The sequence below is a fragment of the Cryobacterium sp. PH31-O1 genome (genome assembly GCF_030063455.1).
Taxonomy (GTDB): domain Bacteria; phylum Actinomycetota; class Actinomycetes; order Actinomycetales; family Microbacteriaceae; genus Cryobacterium.
Genome location: NZ_JASITB010000008.1, coordinates 158,418 through 174,809, shown reverse-complemented (window position 1 = coordinate 174,809; position 16,392 = coordinate 158,418). Strand labels below are relative to the sequence as shown.

Here is a 16,392-nt window from a genome sequence, read left to right as displayed (position 1 = left end):
CTCACTCGTGAACCCTGTTTTAGATCGGCTCGGCGAGTACAGCGTCGGCGATGACGGGTTGGTTTAGAGCGTAGCGAGGGTGCTGAAGTTTGACAATTCGACCATTCGACACGGCACAAACTGCATAATTTGATCGGTAATTGGGGGACGCGGCTGAACAAGTTGCTCAGTTATCAAAACTTCACCGTACTATTTCGGCCGTTGGCCTTCGGGTACTAAACTTGAGCCAGTTAGGCTCAACTTTTAAGGAGACAGCCCATGCAAGCCGGTCAGCAACCACCGCAGCAAGACGCCAAGACGGCCCTCGAGCTGTATGGGGTGAACCTCACCGACATTGCCCGCAGCGGCAAACTCGACCCGGTGATCGGGCGAGACGCCGAGATTCGTCGGATCAGCCAGGTACTCACCCGGCGCACCAAGAACAATCCCGTGCTGATCGGTGAACCCGGCGTCGGCAAGACCGCGGTGGTGGAGGGCCTGGCCCAGCGCATCGTGGCCGGCGATGTGGCCGACTCGCTCAAGGACAAGCAGCTGGTCTCGCTCGACCTGGCCGCCCTCGTGGCCGGCGCTAAGTATCGCGGCGAATTCGAGGAGCGGCTCAAGGCCGTGCTCAAGGAGATCAACGACGCCGACGGGCAGATCATCACCTTCGTCGACGAACTGCATACCCTCATGGGCGCGGGCGGCGGCGAAGGCTCCGTCGCGGCCAGCAATATGCTCAAGCCCATGCTCGCCCGTGGCGAACTGCGCCTGATCGGCGCCACGACCCTCAACGAATACCGGGAATTCATTGAAAAGGATGCCGCGCTCGAGCGCCGCTTTCAGCCGGTGCTCGTCGACGAGCCGTCGGTGGAAGATACCGTCGCCATTCTTCGCGGGCTCAAGGAACGCTATGAAGCCCATCACAAGGTGACGATTGCCGACTCGGCTCTCGTGGCTGCGGCATCCCTCTCAAATCGTTACATCACCGCCCGCCAGCTGCCCGACAAGGCCATCGACCTCATCGACGAGGCCGCGAGCCGGCTGCGCATGGAGATCGATTCCTCACCGGTAGAGATCGACGAGCTGCGGCGCAGCGTCGACCGGCTGAAGCTCGAAGAACTCGCGTTGAAGAAGGAGAAAGACGACGCCTCGAAGGCGCGCCTGGTGAAGTTGCGCGACGATCTCGTCGAGCGTCAGGCCAACCTGAAGGAGCTGCAGACCCGCTGGGACACCGAGCGGGCCTCGCTCAACCGGGTCGGCGAGTTGCGTGAGCGGCTCGACACCGCGCGCATAGCATCCGATCGGGCCCAGCGCGAGGGTAACCTCGAGAAGGCGTCCCGGCTGCTTTACGGCGATATTCCGGTGATGGAACGGGCACTCGCTGACGCCGAGAAGGAAGAATCCGTAGGCCCCCGCATGGTCAACGACCAGGTCACGAGCGAGGACATCGCCGCCGTGGTCGCGGCCTGGACCGGTATTCCGGTGGGGCGGCTGCTGCAGGGCGAGACCGACAAGCTGCTCAACCTCGAAAACGAGCTCGGCCACCGCCTGATCGGCCAGAAACGTGCGGTGCGTGCAGTCGCCGACGCGGTGAGACGGTCACGCGCCGGCATCTCCGACCCTGACCGCCCGACCGGATCGTTTCTTTTTCTCGGGCCGACCGGAGTCGGCAAGACCGAGCTGGCCAAAGCGCTCGCCGAGTTTCTGTTCGACGATGAAAAAGCCATGGTGCGCATCGATATGAGCGAGTACGGCGAGAAGTTCGCGGTTTCACGCCTGGTCGGGGCTCCTCCTGGCTATGTCGGTTACGAGCAGGGTGGCCAGCTCACTGAGGCTGTGCGCCGCCGCCCGTACTCGGTGATTCTGTTCGATGAGGTCGAGAAGGCACATCCCGAGGTCTTCGACGTGCTGCTTCAGGTGCTCGACGATGGTCGACTCACCGACGGTCAGGGCCGCACGGTGGACTTTCGCAACACCATCCTCGTGCTCACCTCCAACCTCGGTTCGCAGTTTTTGGTCGACTCGACCCTGTCCGCGGCGCAGAAGGAGGAGGCCGTGCAGGGCCTCGTGCGGCAGGCCTTCAAACCGGAGTTCATCAACCGGCTCGACGACATTGTGGTGTTCTCCTCGCTCACGACTGATGAGCTCGGTGAGATCGTTGAACTCGACGTCGACCGGTTGCAGAAGCGTCTCGCCGAGCGACGCCTCGAGTTGGCCGTCACACCGGATGCCCGCCGCTGGCTGGCCGAGCGCGGCTATGACCCGATCTACGGTGCGCGCCCGCTTCGGCGACTGATGCAGCGCGAGATCGACGACCGCCTGGCGCGAGCGCTGCTCGCCGGCGATATTCGCGACGGCGACACGGTGCTCGTTGCGCTCGCGGCCGACGGCGATTCGCTCACCGTGGCATCCGCTCCGGAGTTTATTTAACCGCTTTCACGTGAAGGAGAGGATGCCCAGAGTCGCGGGTTAGGCTTAATCCATGCGTGCAACTGTGATTTATGGCGAACGGGACGTTCGCCTCGAGGAAGTTCCCGAACCCGTACTCTCGACCGGTGGTGACGCCATCGTTCGCGTGGTCGCGGCCTGCGTCTGCGGGTCGGACCTGTGGCCCTACCGTGGCATCACGCCGACCAAGGAACCGCACCGCATCGGCCACGAATTCGTCGGCATCGTCGAAGCCATTGGTGCAGACGTATCAACGGTGAAGGTTGGCGATTTCGTGATCGCGCCGTTCTACGACTGTGACGGAACCTGCGTCAACTGCAAGAACGGTGTGAGCGCCTCGTGCCTTAACGGCGGCTGGTGGGGAGCGGATGATCAGCTCGGCGGGTTCGCCGACGGCGCCCAGGGGGAGCGCGTGCGGGTTCCGCACGCCGATGGTTCCCTGGTTGCCACCCCAAGCGTTCCGAGCGACGACCTCGTTCCGAGCCTGCTCACCCTCGCCGACGTGATGGGTACCGGACACCACGCGGCCGTCTCGGCCGGTGTCGAGCCGGGCAGCACGGTGGTCGTCGTCGGTGACGGGGCCGTCGGGCTCTGCGCCATCCTCGCGAGCAAGCGCCTCGGTGCGGGTCGCATAGTGGCCATGTCCCGCCACGCGGACCGCCAGGCTGTGGCGCGCGAGTTCGGAGCGACCGACATCATCGAAGCGCGCGGCGATGACGGTGTCGCGGCCGTAAAGGCCCTCTTCGATGGCATTGGTGCCGATTACGTGCTGGAGTGTGTTGGCACCCAGGAATCGATGGACCAGGCCATTCGCTCGGCTCGGCCCGGCGGAATGGTCGGCTACGTTGGGGTTCCCAACGGTGGTGCCGAGCTGCCCATCCGCACCCTGTTCGGAACGAACGTGGGCGTGAACGGCGGCGTCGCATCCGTTCGCAGCTATGTTGAAGAGCTGCTGCCCGAGGTGCTCTCCGGTGAGATCAATCCGGGGCTGGTCTTTGACGTGCAGGTGCCGCTTGCCGAGGTTGCCGAGGCTTACGCCGCTATGGACGAACGCCGCGCCATCAAGGTGCTCCTGCGTCCGTAGCGACGACAAGCTCGCCGCACCCACCGCAGTTCCAGCCGGCCAGAAAGGACAGTTGTGAATCAACCGTTTCTCTGGGGAGCGCTGCTGGCGTTCGCGATTGTGGCTGGTGCGCTGCGGCTGGTCGTTGGGCATCCGCTGCTGCGATCACGCTCGGTCCGCGTTGGGCCGCTGGGAGCCGCTGTGGCCCTGGTGAGCGGGTTGCTGCTCGTCTTTCACTGCGCCGCCATGTTCTTCGGCCCGTGGATCAACGCTCTCCCGCTCCTGCAGGCGCCCGCCGACATGGTGCGGTCGATGGGCGTTGGCAGCGAAATCGCCTACTGGGTGCCGGCAGCACTGCTTGTGCTGGCGTGGCGCCGAGTCTGGTGGCCGGCCCTCGCCGCCCTGGCCGTCGCCGTCGTTGGAGTTGGCGTGACCATGTACTGGCCGTACCCGCTCGCGGTACATCTCGCGTGGCTCACGGCGATCATCGTGGTGGGATCTTTGATCCCCACGTTGCTGCTGCGTGGGCCACGCGCTGCACGATAGCTCGCGCTTAGTCGTTTACGAGCAGCAGTTCGGCAAGCGGCAGGCGGCTGCGCGGGGCGACCTCGCGTTCACGCAGCTCGGGGGTGAGATCGTCGGCACTTCCCAGCACTCCGAGCGCCGTCACCGTGACAACGGCCTGGTCGTCGGTGAGATTGAAGGCCGTGGCAATGGCCTCGCCGTCGAAGCCGCCCATCTGGTGGGTGTGTAGTCCCTCGCTCTGGGCCTGAATGGTGAGGTGTGCAACGGCCTGGCCGAGGTCGTAGCGTGCCCACGGGTTGTCCCGGGTCTCATCAATGGCAAGTTTGGCAACATTTACAATCAAAACGGATGCCGTATCGGCCCACGCTTTGTTGAAACCCAGGAGCGCATCGTTGATCTTGGCGAAGCTTGCTGAACCGCGCCGGGCCACGATGAAGCGGGCCGGCTGCATGTTGCTCGCGGATGGCGCCCAGCGGGCGGCTTCGAGCACCGTGGTGAGGACGGCCTCGCTGATGACGGCGGTCTTGTCGTAAGAGCGGGGGCTCCAACGTTCGGCCAAAACGTCCAAGAGCGGTGACTCGGTGTTGGCGCGCCGGGTGGACTGGGCAGGTTCGGTGTCAGTGATGAGGGTCATGGGCGTTTCCTTTGATCGAAAAGTACGGACGGGGCAACGCTGACCCAGCTTCGTAAACGCTTGCAGCGAGTGCACTATTCCGCAAATCCGGACACCGGGGTGACGGGCCGTTGAGGATGGCGCGTTTCCCGCCTATTTCGAAAAAGTACGCCCGCCTATTTCGAAAAGGATTGGGTGGATTTTTTACTCGAGGAGTTCGACCGCACGGGCCAATCCACCGCCGATCCCGTCAACGTAGACAATTACTTCGACTCGGCAACTCTGAACGATCCGCCCGAAGGGGTGTCGATCATTGGCTATCAGATCACCCAGGTGCGAGTGGAATTCAACCTGGAATGTCGCGGCAAAGACGTCGGTTCTGGCTGGTTGACAACCGTTGACAGCGGTCTGCGCACCACGCTTATCTACTGCGGTGACGACCGGGTTGTCGAGCCGGGCACAGAGAATGATCTCTATCTCAACGAGCTGCACTCCTACTGCCCGGCACCCTGACGACGACGATTGTTGGGGCGAGTTACTTGCCCTGCAGGCGGTCACGCACCTGGCGCCGCAAAACCTTGCCGAGCAGGCTGCGCGGCAGGTCGTCCACCTCCACGATGCGCTTAGGCACTTTGTAGGCCGAAAGTCGGGTGCGGCAGTACTCGCGCACCGCATTCACGTCGAGTTCGGCAGCTGGCGACAGCACAACAACGGCCACCACGTCTTCACCGCCGTTGGCGCTCGGCAAACCGACCGCCGCAGCATCAAGAATGTCGGGGTGTGAGAGCAGCGCCTCTTCGACCTCGGAGGGCGACACGTTGAAGCCACCGGTGACAATGAGTTCCTTGATGCGGTCGACGACGGTGATAAAGCCGTCGGCCGAGACGCGCACGATGTCACCGGTGCGCAGCCAGCCACCGGGCAAAAGCGCCTGCGCGCTCTCGGTGGGACGGTCCCAATAGCCGGAGAAGACTTGGGGACCGCTCACGAGTAGCTCACCCTCCTCCTCGAAGCCGCGGTCAATTGTCGGGTCTTCCGGATCGACCACGCGAATATCGGTGCTCGGAAACGGCACCCCTACCGTTCCAGGCCGCCGGCTCGGGCCGATCGGGTTTCCGGCCACGATCGGTGACGCCTCGGTCATGCCGTAGCCCTCCACCAGCAATCCCCCGGTGGCGCTCTCCCAACGCTCCACAATGGAGACTGGCAGGTTCATGGCACCAGAAATAGCAAAGCGGATGCCGGCCAGGCTCACCTTTTTCTTTGCGGCGGCCGTGACCAGGCGGTCGTAGATCGGCGGCACTGCTGGCAGAAAAGTGGGCGGTGCATGCTTGGCCGCATCGAGTACGAGCTTCTCGTCGAACTTGGGAAACAGTACGAGACGGGCACCGATGCTCATCGCGAAGGTGAGGCAGAGGGTGAGGCCGTATGCATGAAACATGGGCAGCACGCCGTACACGGTTTCATCGCCGGGGCGAAGTCCGGCGACCCAGGCCGACCCCTGGGCGGCGTTGGCGCGCAGGTTCTCGTGACTGAGAATGGCGCCCTTCGGGGCGCCGGTGGTACCGCTGGTGTACTGCAGCACCGCGGTGTCGGACAGCAGCGGTCGCTGGTGCGACGGGTGCAGTTTGCGGGCGCCCACAATGGAGTCCCAGGTAATCGATCCCTTACCCGGGCCCGCGGTGAGTGCCGCCCGGGAATCTCGTGCCTTCCTGATCGGCAAGGTGAGAGCCAGCCGTTTCGATAACGGCATGGCGCGCGTGAGGTTGACGGTCACGACATCCGCTACCCCCATATCTTTGGGAAAAGCGCGCACCGCGTCGTACACCTTGTCCCACACGATTGCTACGCGGGCGCCGTGGTCTTCAAACTGGTGGCGCAGCTCACGGTCGGTATAGAGCGGGTTGTGCTCAACGGCAATAGCACCGAGGCGCAGCACTGCATAGAACGCGACGACGTGCTGGGGGCAGTTGGGCAGCACGAGGGCCACCCGATCGCCCGGGCTGACGCCGAGTTTGCGTAGGCCATTGGCGGCCCGAGAGATCTGCTCTCCCAGCTGCTCGTAGGTGGTGGTGGCCCCGAAGAAGTCGAGGGCAACGGCCGGGGCGAAGTGCTCGGCCGAGGTCTCCATCATGTCGGTGAGGGTTTCGGTGGTTTCGGCGATCGTGCCGGGAACTCCCGGTGCGTAAGCGGCCAGCCAGGGCCGATCGCGAAAGGTCACGATAGTTCCCGGGTAATGGCGGCGATGAAACTATCGATGTCGTCCTCGGTGGTGTCGAAGCCGCACATCCAGCGCACCTCGTTTTTCGAGGCGTCCCAGTCGTAGAAGCGAAAGGACTCCCGCAACCGGTCGGCAACACCGGTCGGCAGGGTGGCGAAGATGGCGTTGGCCTGCGTGGCCTGGCTGAAAGCCAGCCCGGTAATGGTCCCCTCCGCCAGGTTGCTTTCGAGCGCGCCGCGCAGGCGGGCCGCCATAGCGTTGGCGTGGGTCGCGTTGCGCAGCCACAGGTCACCATCCAGCAGCGCAATGAGCTGGGCCGAGATGAACCGCATCTTGCTGGAGAGCTGCATGTTCGACTTGCGCAGAAACTTGAGCCCGGTGGATGCCTGTGGATTCAGCACCACGATGCACTCACCCAGCATCATGCCGTTCTTCGTGCCGCCGAAGCTGAGCACGTCGACGCCGGCATCGCGGGTGAAGGTACGAAGCGGCACACCGAGGCTGGCGGCGGCATTGCTGATCCGGGCCCCGTCCATGTGCAGCGTCATTCCCTTGGAGTGGACATGGTCGGCGATGGCTCGCACCTCGTCGACACTGTATGCGGTGCCGAGCTCGGTGGTCTGGGTGATTGAGACGACCAGCGGTTGGGCACGGTGCTCGTCGCCCCAGCCCCAGGCTTCCTGGTCGATCAGTTCGGTGGTGAGCTTGCCGTCGGGGGTGACGACCGGCAACAGCTTGAAGCCGCCGACATGCTCGGGTGCGCCGCCCTCGTCGTTGTGAATGTGCGCGGTGGCCGAGCAGATGACGGCGCCCCAGCGCGGCAGCATCGACTGCAAACCGGTGACGTTGGCGCCGGTGCCGTTGAACACCGGAAACACCTCGACGCCGTCACCAAACGCGTCGACGAAAACTTCGCGTAACCGGGCCGTGTAGACGTCTTCGCCGTAGGCGACCTGGTGGGCGCCATTGGCCTTGGTGATCGCCTCCAAAATTTCCGGATGAATTCCGGAGTAGTTGTCTGAAGCGAAACCGCGGGAGTTGAGATCGTGGAGTTGGGTCACCAGTCCATCCTCTCGCATTCTGCTGGTGGTCTGCCCGGCGCGAGGTGCGGCTTAGCGTTTCAGGGCATCACGGAAGGAGACCCTGGCACCCATGCGCAGCAGCGCATTGGAGTAGATGCGTGAACCGATCACGATGACCACCATGGTCGACAGCGCCAAAACCACCAGGGAGAGCACGGGCTCCCACCACTGGGCCTCGCCGAGGAAGATGCGTACCGGCATTCCCACCGGGGCCGAGAACGGAACATACGACATGATCGCAAGGACCAGCGGGTTGTCGTTGAAGAAGATGACCAGAAAGTACGGAACCATGACGAGGAACAGTACCGGCGAGGTGGCCGATCCCACGTCTTCCTGCCGGGACACCATCGATGCTGTGGCCGCGTAGAGCGAAGCGAGCAGAACAAAACCGAAGGCGAAGAATACGGCGAACCAGACGATGGCCGGGCCAACATCGGCCAGCAAAACCCGTTGCCCGGTCACCGCCAGGCCGATAGATACGAGCAAGCCGATGGCGACAATCTGCGCGAACGCCATCAGACTGTTGCCGAGCACCTTGCCGGCCAGTAGGGCGCGCACCGAGATGGTCGACATCAGGATCTCTACAATGCGGGTCTGCTTCTCTTCGACAACACTCTGGGCGATGGTGGCGCCGAAAGTGGTCGCCGACATCAGAAAGATGATGCCAAAACCGATGGCGACCAGGTAGGCGAGAAAACCGTCTTGCTCGGCCGGGTCGAGAATCTTTACGTTGGGGCTCACGCTGAGCGCGCTGAGAACCTCGCTCGGCGCCGACGTTTTTGCAATCACCGTGATGCCCAGCACGGAATCGGCCCGCGCATCCGCAACCACGGCGGCCTCGACGCTGCCATCGCGCACGAGCGCTTCGGCGTCGGCGATGGTGTTGGCCTTCACAATGTCGAAGGCGTCGGCCTGTTCAACGGCGCTGATGGCTGTTCCTACCGCAGCCACTTTGGTCAGGGTGGTGCTCTGGCTCAGAATTCCTCCGACGATGACCGAGGCCATCGAGATGAGCAACAGAATTCCCGTGGCGATGAGAAACGATTTGCTGCGCACGCGCGCCTTTATCTCGCGATTAGAGACCAGCCAGACCCCCTGCATAAAGGTGGGCGCAGTGTGCACGGGCCTTATGGTGTTGCTCACGAAATAACCTCCTTGAAGATGGTGGCGAGGGATGGCCGTTGCTGGGCAAAGGCGTGAACCGCACCGAGACCGATCGCGCGCTGCAACACGGCCTGGCTGGCGGCATCCGTTTCGCATTCGAAGATGGCGTAGTCGCCATCAAAGTCGACGACGGTGACGCCGGGCACCTCGCGGATCCAGCCGGTGTCTCCCGCAGTGCGAATCTCGAAGCGTTCCCTGCTGTGCTGCGTGCGCAGGGTTTCGGGAGAACCGTTCGCGCGAATTACCCCATCGGCAATAATGACGAGGTCATCACACAATCGTTCGACGATGTCGAGTTGGTGTGAGGAGAACAGTACGGGTGCGCCCTGGGCGGCGTAACCGGAGAGCACGCTGGTAACCACATCGACCGCGAGCGGGTCCAGGCCCGAAAACGGTTCATCGAGCACGAGAAACTCAGGGTCGTGCACGAGGGCGGCAGCAATTTGCGCGCGCTGCTGGTTGCCGAGCGAGAGTGATTCTACGGTGTCGTTGGCCCGGGCATCGAGACCGAGCCGCTCCAGCAGGTCGCTGGTGTTGCGGCGAGCGGATGCCGGGTCGAGCCCGTGCAGGCGGGCCAGGTAGACGAGATGCTCGGCCACCTTCATCTTGGGGTAGAGGCCGCGTTCTTCGGGCATGTAGCCGAAGCGGCGGCGGTCATTGGCGGTGACCGGTGTGCCATCGATGAGTACCGTGCCGGAATCGGGGGAGAGCACGCCGAGGATGATGCGCATCGTCGTGGTCTTGCCGGCACCGTTGGCGCCAACGAAGCCGGTCATGCGGCCGTCTCCGACGGAAAAGCTCACGTCGGTGAGCACCTGCCTGGTGCCATAACGCTTGTTGACGCTCATGATGTCGAGCATTCTTGCCCCTTCGTAGCCGGTCAACTTCACGCTAGCCCGATCGACGGCCCCCGGGTATCCGTCGCTCGGGTGATGGCATCCGTCGCGCGGTGGTTTGTCTGGCTCCGGTGCGCTTTTGGTGCGGTTAGTCGGTGCTGGCAGCGCCGGGTACGACGAGGCCGTGCTCGTAGGCGAAAACCACGGCCTGAATGCGGTCGCGCAGGCCGAGTTTCATGAGCACTTTTGACACGTGTGTTTTGATTGTTGCCTCCCCGAGATAGAGCGCGGCGGCAATCTCCGCGTTGGCTCGTCCCTGGGCGAGGAGGGCAAAAACTTCGGCCTCGCGGTCGGTGAGGGCGTTCATGATCGTGGGTTTCACCGTTGCGTTGGTGCCCGCGTTATCGGTATTACCGCCGCCCGCGACGAGAGCGGGTGACCGCGCCGCGGTGACACACCGTTCGATCACCCGACGGGTCACGTCCGGCGCCAGCAGGGCATCGCCGCGGGCGAGCACCTGCACCGCGTCGATCAGGGACTCGGGGGTGGAATTCTTCAAGATGAATCCGCTTGCCCCGTTCTGGAGAGCGGCAAACAGGTAATCTTCACGGTCGAAGGTTGTGAGCATGAGCACAGCCGAATGGATTGCGGGATCGCTCACGATGGCCCTGGTGGCAGCGAGCCCGTCACTGCCGGGCATCTGCACATCCATGCAGATCACGTCGGGGTCGAGCTGCTGGGCCAGGGTCAAGCCGGCTGCGCCGTTCGCCGCTTCACCTACCACGCGGATGCCCGGCTCAGATTCTAAAATAATGCAAAACCCGGCGCGAACCAGCGTCTGGTCGTCGACCAGGAGTACGCGAATGTCGGTGGCGCTCATGCCGGCGCATCCTGGGCATCCGGCGCGCCGGTGTGCGCGGGGGCAGCCAAGGGAAAGCGGGCCCGAACCAGGTAGCCACCACGGGGCCGCGCCCCCACGTGGAGGTCGCCGCCGACGGCCGTGACCCGTTCCTGCATTCCGCGCTGCCCAAGGCCGCAACCCGTTGCCGGGGCGGTACCGCTGTGGCTGGCTACGCCAGAAAGCAGGCGTCGCGGTCCGATGCCGTTATCGGTGACCTCAAGCTCCACGGCATCCGCTTCATAGCGCAGCCGCAGGTCACCGCGCGCTCCGGCACCGGCATGTTTGCGCGTGTTGGTGAGGGCCTCCTGGGCGATGCGGTAAATGCTCAGACCGATTGTGGCCGGTACCGGGCGCGGCACGCCGACAATGCTCATTGTCACGGGTACGCCGGCGGCGCTACTCTCGTCGACCAATTCGTCGAGCTGGTCAATGCCGCGGGTACTGGTGCTGGCGTTCGCGGCGTCATCAGCAGTTGGGTTGGCGCTGCCCGCGGAACTATCACTATCGCCGGATCGCAGCGACCCGAGCATGGTGTGCAGTTCATCGACGGCAGTGCGGGCGCTCTGCTCGATAACGCCGAGGGCCTCAGCCGCTTTCGCCGGGCTCTGGTTCATGATGCGGCGCGCGGCCCCGGCCTGCACGCCCATCAACGAGACGTGGTGGGCGACCACGTCGTGCAGTTCGCGCGCGATGCGCACGCGTTCGAGTGAAATGGCCTGGCGTGCGCTGTGTTCTCGTTCGGCGATGAGTGCCAGTGTGCTGGCCTCCAACGCCGCCGTATTGCGTGCCGACCGCCAGGCGGAATCGCCAAAGTACCAGGCAGCGCCAAAGTAAAGCAGGTTGATCAGAACCTGCAGGAGTCCGAATGCCGCGTAGGCGGAGAAGAGCCCGTCTCGCGAGAGCTCGGGCAGCGTGGTGGCTTGATTGGCTTGCATAAACAATTGGCTGATCAGCCAGGTGAACATACCGACCACGATTGCGATGCGCGTCCAGGTGGCAAAGGTTCGGTTGCGGCTGGAAGCCCCGACCGAAAAGATTGCGATGTAGAGAGCGATGTTGGAGAAGAGCACGTCGCCCACGCCGAGTATGGCGCCTCCAGCAAATGTCATGGCCACCAGAAGAGCGATCACTTCGGGCCAGCGCCGCCGCCAAATCAATGGCAGGCTGATGAGGGGAACCCACACCAGAACGAGCCAGACCGGAGAGTCGGCGAACGCACCGGCACTGCGGCCCAGTGACACGCTCAGCGCGGTTCCGGCAGCCAGGCCGAGGGCGATCCACAGGTCAATTCTGGCTTCGCGCGGGCTCGGCCGTGGCCGACGCCAGTTCTCAGCGAATGGCTCGCCCAAATTGCTCATGCTCCCACGCTAGCCTGCTGCAACGCCGCGGCTACCAGCATCCGCACTGCCAGCATTACCTAAACTCGGACTTTTTCGCGACACCCCCGCCCGTCATGTCGCTCACAACGGCGTGTCGTAAAAATCTCCGACTTACGACACTCAGACCGCCGTGAGCATAACCCGGCTGCCATTGACGGATGCCGCGGTGTCGCTCCACAAACCGGTCACCCGGGTAGCCAGCTCGTTCTCCAGCCCGTCGAGGGATCGAACGACGAAAGTTACCGCTGCGGCTGTGTCCCCTGCCTTTGCGAACCCCTGCCCCACTGCACGCACCCACGTCTCAGCTGCGGATTTCACTGTGGCGTAGTTCGCACCGCCCGCGGTCGGCCTATCAACCGACACGCTCGACACAATCGCGAGCCGGCCGGCGGGTGAAGCGAGTAGGTCGGCATTGAACGCCCGGGTGGTGTTGCGCAGGGTGGTAACCACGTGGGAATACAAAAAGTCCCAGTCCATATCGGTCTGACCGGCCAGCCCGCCGCCGCCGCGCCAACCGCCCACCAAATGAATCAGTCCGTCGATCGGGCCGTGCGCTGCCGACACGCGGGCCGCCAGCGCGGTCACAGCCGCAAAATCCGAGAGGTCGCACTCGTAGAGCGCAGCCTCGGGGGCGACGGCCAGCACCGACTGCAACCGCTCCAGGTTGGAGCCGACCGCAACAACGTGCGCGCTGGCATCCGCTAAGGAGGCGGCGACGGCCAGGCCGGCCGTGCTGGTCGCGCCGGCGATCAGCACGGTGCGACCAGCTACGGCCGGACTGGCACCCATCAGTCGACCGCGCTGCCGGTGATGCCGGCCGTCGAGGCGATGACCGTTTTCATTTTCTTTTCGAGAGCCTCAAAGAACATCGACAGCGGGAATTCGTCGTCGAGAACCTGATCGGTGTAGCCCTTGGGAGCCCCGGCGAGCACCTCAAACGGCAGCCCGCGGGCCCAGTTGGAGGCCGGGTTGGCCGTGAGGGTCTTCGAGATCATCTCGTAGGCAGCGAGCCAGTGCGCCTTCTTCGGCCGATCGATCGATGCCCAATACAGCTCATCGATCTGCGCTCCGAGAGCGATAACGACCTCGGGAACGGCCTCCCAGTCGAAGGTGAGGCGAGTGTCGGTCCAGTGCAGCACGCCGTGTTGGTGCATCCAGGCGAACAACAGTTGCCCGCCGAGACCGTCATAGTTGCGCACCCGGCTGCCGGTAATGGCGAACCGAAAAATGCGGTCGAAGATAACGGCGTACTGCACCAGCTTCGCGTGCTTGCGCGACTCCGGGCTTGCCAACTCGCTGCGTTCAATCGAGACCGACTCACGAAAAGCAGTCAGGTCGCAGCGCAACTCCTCGAGGGAATAGAGGAAGAACGGCATGCGCTGCTTGATCATAAACGGGTCAAACGGCAGGTCGCCGCGCATGTGGGTGCGGTCGTGAATGAGGTCCCACATGACGAAGGTTTCTTCGGTGAGCTGCTGGTTGTCGATCAGCGCGGCGGCATCTTTAGGCAGCTCAAGCCGTGTGATCTCGGCGGCGGCACGAACGACTCGGCGAAAGCGTGCGGCCTCTCGGTCGGCGAAAATGGCGCCCCAGGTGAACGTGGGCACCTCGCGCATGGCCACTGTCTCGGGAAACAGCACCGCCGAGTTGGTGTCGTAGCCCGGGGTGAAATCGAGAAAGCGAATCGGCACGAACAGTTTGTTCGTGTAACCGGCTTCAAGCTCACCGATAAACTCCGGCCAGATGACCTCGATCAGCACGGCCTCGACCAGGCGATTCGTGCTGCCGTTCTGCGTGTACATGGGAAAGACCACGAGGTGGCGCAGGCCGTCTACGCGGTGCTGCTGCGGCTGAAAAGCCATGAGCGAGTCGTAGAAATCGGGTACGCCAAAGTCTTCGCCCACCCAGCGGTCGAAGTCCGTGATCAGGGCGGCCAAATAGGCGGCATCGTGTGCGAAGTGCGGCGCGAGGTCTGCGATGGCCGCGGTGATGCGCGAAACGGATGCCGCGGCATCCGCGTGCCGTTCGGCGTCGGCAATCGACCCGTTCTGAGCCTGCAGTGACTGCAGCGTTGTCGCGGCAGCCTTGAGGCTCAACCACGATGGGTCGAGCGCGAGGTTGCTGGAGCCGTCTTCGAGAACCTCGGGCTCTCCGACCAGAGCGTTAGCTACGTGTGTTTTTTCAACAGATATCGACATGGGAACCTCCCGTTCTCGTTTGTGCCGCGGTCGCGGCGGGCGTGCGCGCCGAAAAAGACGTTCCTTCAGAATATCGGGCGCCACGCGGCGTTTTCTTGCGATCTGTCGCAACGAATCGAGGCTCAGAGTCGGTTTCGGCGCGGAGATTTGCCGCTGAGGCCCCATTCGCGCACTTCATGCCGGAAGAGCGGTTCAGAAGTGCGGAGATTGCTCGTCGCTGCGTTTCGCTGCCCCGTGAAGGCGCGGATCTCAAAGAGCGCACTCTGGCAAGGTGGAAATTCTCCGCAGTTCTGAACCCGACCTCCGCTAAGGACGGGTTTAGTCTGCTGAGCCCGGAGCAGCGCGCCGCCTACCGCGCCGCGCGCGAGACCGAGTTATCCACAGATTGTTGTAATACGGATTTCGCCCGTCGCTGCCGTGGGAGCATCGCTCAACTGAATGCTACTCACCAATGGCGTGGAGGAAACGAACATGGCTAAGCAAGCTCTTGCGTTCTCCGTTCTTGCTCTGTCGGTCTTAGTCGCCCTGGCCGGCTGCACCAACCAAATGGATGCCCCAGCGAAACCACCCAGCGCAGCCTCCGACCCCGGGCCCGACTTCACGACCCCGGTCAAGGCCGATTGGAACGTCGATGTCGACCTTGTCGGGGCGCCCGTGGCCAAGGACGGTGTCGTCGTCTCCTATGTCACGGGCGCCGAGGGAGGCCTCGATATCGTTGTCTGGAACGCGAGTACCGGCGTGGAGCTGTGGCGCGACGCTGCGCTGGCCGGAAATGGGTCTTCCGACATTTCTGTCGATGCGCACATTGTTCAAACCGAGGGCCGAACGGTAGTCCCGTATATCCGCGACCTGGCCGGCGATGAAACTGGTTGGCAGGATGTTGTAGTCGCCGATGCGGTGACGGGAGCGCCAATCGCTCTCGACCAACCTTCGGGCTGGGTGACTCAACGCCCGGGGGAGTGCGCCGATGGCACGGGCGTGTGTTTTTCCGGCATACCGATCAACGGGCAAAACGCCGACAATACGAGCTTTCGCGTTGACCTGACCGCCGGAACAGTGGGTCGGGATCAGGATGTTGCCCTCCCGACAAACTCGCGGCTTCTGGGTAGCCGGGTCTATTCCACATTCGATCGCGCTCCCGATGGGGTCGAGATGCTCGGGTTTAGCGCGAGGGGCAAGGCCGCTTGGGAGGTTCCGTATACCGATGTTTTTGGCGAGAATTACACCTCCGACGACGGTTGGGCGTGGCAGGACCGCGGCGCAGATGGCCTCGTGGTCGGAAGAGGAACTATCTGGGACGCCTCTATTGATATGAGCGCAGATTATTCCTACGAACGGGCCGATTCGCACATTGTCGCGCTCGACCCCGTTGACGGAACGACGAAGTGGGACCTCGCCGATGTCGGAGATTGCACGGCAGCCCAGCTACGGCAACCGTTTGCAGGGGAAATAATTCCGGCGTGTCGGGTCAATTCCGGTGTCGTTCACGTGGTTGTCGCATCGGACGGCTCCGTGGCTGACACTACCGACGAGGACGTTGACGTCGATCTCGTCGGTATCAACAGGGCCACCGGCGATATCGAATGGTCCACACCGGTGGGCGGCGACGGGTCATTATTCAATTGGCGGCTGGCTGGTTTCGCCAGCAATATCGCGACTAGACCGATAAATGTGAATGGACACGTGCAGATCATTGACGTGCTGACCGGGAAGGGCAACGCAGCACCCGAAAAGGGAGTCTTTGCGTGTCGAAAGATGCGCGCGACTGCGGAACTGCCTTACTACTCGGAGGCGAACCAGCCGTATTACATCGGCGACAACGTGTTCCCGTGCGACATCAATACCGATTCGCTGGACGCATCGGTGTTCTCGCCGCAAGCGCTTCTCATGGGCGGCGTCGACGCTGGCGATCGGTATTACGTGGTGGGCGGGGCATCCGGTCTCAGCGGTTTTCGACTTCCCGCCACCGGCTGATGTGTG

Annotated in this window: 14 protein-coding genes; 5 read left to right on the top strand and 9 right to left on the bottom strand. The window is 63.3% G+C overall.

The window, feature by feature from the left end; translation table 11 throughout:
• Positions 1 to 258: 258 nt before the first annotated feature.
• From QMK31_RS16120 to QMK31_RS16110, 3 genes are read left to right on the top strand one after another with little or no spacing between them, the layout of a single operon-like run.
• Positions 259 to 2,412, top strand: coding sequence for an ATP-dependent Clp protease ATP-binding subunit (locus tag QMK31_RS16120; RefSeq protein WP_283501969.1), 2,154 nt, complete (start codon positions 259 to 261; stop codon positions 2,410 to 2,412).
• A gap of 52 nt (positions 2,413 to 2,464) precedes the next feature.
• Entirely contained in the window at positions 2,465 to 3,514 is a 1,050-nt protein-coding gene (locus QMK31_RS16115) for a zinc-dependent alcohol dehydrogenase family protein (RefSeq protein ID WP_283501968.1), read from the top strand.
• Positions 3,515 to 3,568: 54 nt separating this feature from the next.
• Complete coding sequence (locus QMK31_RS16110; protein WP_283501967.1) at positions 3,569 to 4,039, top strand: hypothetical protein; 471 nt, start codon at positions 3,569 to 3,571, stop codon at positions 4,037 to 4,039.
• Positions 4,040 to 4,046: 7 nt separating this feature from the next.
• Here QMK31_RS16110 and QMK31_RS16105 read toward each other — a convergent pair whose 3' ends face one another.
• Positions 4,047 to 4,652 carry a nitroreductase family protein gene (locus QMK31_RS16105; RefSeq protein ID WP_283501966.1) on the bottom strand — a complete coding sequence of 202 codons (606 nt, stop codon included), beginning with the start codon at positions 4,650 to 4,652 and terminating at the stop codon, positions 4,047 to 4,049.
• A gap of 174 nt (positions 4,653 to 4,826) precedes the next feature.
• Here QMK31_RS16105 and QMK31_RS16100 point away from each other — a divergent pair, with 174 nt between their 5' ends.
• Positions 4,827 to 5,144, top strand: coding sequence for a hypothetical protein (locus QMK31_RS16100; protein ID WP_283501965.1), 318 nt, complete (start codon positions 4,827 to 4,829; stop codon positions 5,142 to 5,144).
• A 22-nt stretch (positions 5,145 to 5,166) separates the two neighbouring features.
• On the opposite strand, the gene QMK31_RS16095 is transcribed toward QMK31_RS16100, so the two are convergent.
• From QMK31_RS16095 to QMK31_RS16060, 8 genes are all read right to left on the bottom strand, one after another.
• Complete coding sequence (locus QMK31_RS16095) at positions 5,167 to 6,852, bottom strand: long-chain-fatty-acid--CoA ligase (protein ID WP_283501964.1); 1,686 nt, start codon at positions 6,850 to 6,852, stop codon at positions 5,167 to 5,169.
• A complete protein-coding gene (locus tag QMK31_RS16090) occupies positions 6,849 to 7,931 on the bottom strand; it encodes a threonine aldolase family protein (protein ID WP_349361575.1) in 1,083 nt (360 codons plus the stop codon). The genes QMK31_RS16095 and QMK31_RS16090 overlap by 4 nt, the downstream gene beginning before the upstream one ends.
• A 33-nt stretch (positions 7,932 to 7,964) precedes the next feature.
• Complete coding sequence (locus tag QMK31_RS16085) at positions 7,965 to 9,035, bottom strand: ABC transporter permease (RefSeq protein WP_283502037.1); 1,071 nt, start codon at positions 9,033 to 9,035, stop codon at positions 7,965 to 7,967.
• Positions 9,036 to 9,073: 38 nt separating this feature from the next.
• A complete protein-coding gene (locus QMK31_RS16080) occupies positions 9,074 to 9,958 on the bottom strand; it encodes an ABC transporter ATP-binding protein (RefSeq protein ID WP_283501962.1) in 885 nt (294 codons plus the stop codon).
• 124 nt (positions 9,959 to 10,082) lie between these two features.
• On the bottom strand, positions 10,083 to 10,814 hold the full coding sequence (locus QMK31_RS16075) for a response regulator (RefSeq protein ID WP_283501961.1): 732 nt from the start codon (positions 10,812 to 10,814) through the stop codon (positions 10,083 to 10,085).
• Entirely contained in the window at positions 10,811 to 12,193 is a 1,383-nt protein-coding gene (locus QMK31_RS16070; RefSeq protein ID WP_283501960.1) for a sensor histidine kinase, read from the bottom strand. Before QMK31_RS16070 ends, QMK31_RS16075 begins: the two co-directional genes overlap by 4 nt.
• Before the next feature lie 141 nt (positions 12,194 to 12,334).
• Positions 12,335 to 13,003 (bottom strand): SDR family NAD(P)-dependent oxidoreductase, encoded by a 669-nt coding sequence (locus QMK31_RS16065; protein WP_283501959.1) that lies wholly within the window; start codon positions 13,001 to 13,003, stop codon positions 12,335 to 12,337.
• Entirely contained in the window at positions 13,003 to 14,412 is a 1,410-nt protein-coding gene (locus QMK31_RS16060; protein ID WP_283501958.1) for a DUF6421 family protein, read from the bottom strand. The genes QMK31_RS16065 and QMK31_RS16060 overlap by 1 nt, the downstream gene beginning before the upstream one ends.
• A 471-nt stretch (positions 14,413 to 14,883) precedes the next feature.
• Here QMK31_RS16060 and QMK31_RS16055 point away from each other — a divergent pair, with 471 nt between their 5' ends.
• Entirely contained in the window at positions 14,884 to 16,386 is a 1,503-nt protein-coding gene (locus QMK31_RS16055; protein WP_283501957.1) for a hypothetical protein, read from the top strand.
• The last annotated feature ends 6 nt before the right edge of the window (positions 16,387 to 16,392 follow it).

Excerpts from the sequence above, each read along its gene's own strand:
- QMK31_RS16065 (WP_283501959.1), bottom strand. The coding sequence starts at position 13,003 with ATGGGTGCCAGTCCGGCCGTAGCTGGTCGCACCGTGCTGATCGCCGGC.
- QMK31_RS16080 (WP_283501962.1), bottom strand. The coding sequence starts at position 9,958 with ATGCTCGACATCATGAGCGTCAACAAGCGTTATGGCACCAGGCAGGTG.
- QMK31_RS16055 (WP_283501957.1), top strand. The coding sequence starts at position 14,884 with ATGGCTAAGCAAGCTCTTGCGTTCTCCGTTCTTGCTCTGTCGGTCTTA.
- QMK31_RS16060 (WP_283501958.1), bottom strand. The coding sequence starts at position 14,412 with ATGTCGATATCTGTTGAAAAAACACACGTAGCTAACGCTCTGGTCGGA.
- QMK31_RS16085 (WP_283502037.1), bottom strand. The coding sequence starts at position 9,035 with ATGCAGGGGGTCTGGCTGGTCTCTAATCGCGAGATAAAGGCGCGCGTG.
- QMK31_RS16090 (WP_349361575.1), bottom strand. The coding sequence starts at position 7,931 with ATGCGAGAGGATGGACTGGTGACCCAACTCCACGATCTCAACTCCCGC.
- QMK31_RS16070 (WP_283501960.1), bottom strand. The coding sequence starts at position 12,193 with ATGAGCAATTTGGGCGAGCCATTCGCTGAGAACTGGCGTCGGCCACGG.
- QMK31_RS16105 (WP_283501966.1), bottom strand. The coding sequence starts at position 4,652 with ATGACCCTCATCACTGACACCGAACCTGCCCAGTCCACCCGGCGCGCC.
- QMK31_RS16115 (WP_283501968.1), top strand. The coding sequence starts at position 2,465 with ATGCGTGCAACTGTGATTTATGGCGAACGGGACGTTCGCCTCGAGGAA.
- QMK31_RS16075 (WP_283501961.1), bottom strand. The coding sequence starts at position 10,814 with ATGAGCGCCACCGACATTCGCGTACTCCTGGTCGACGACCAGACGCTG.
- QMK31_RS16120 (WP_283501969.1), top strand. The coding sequence starts at position 259 with ATGCAAGCCGGTCAGCAACCACCGCAGCAAGACGCCAAGACGGCCCTC.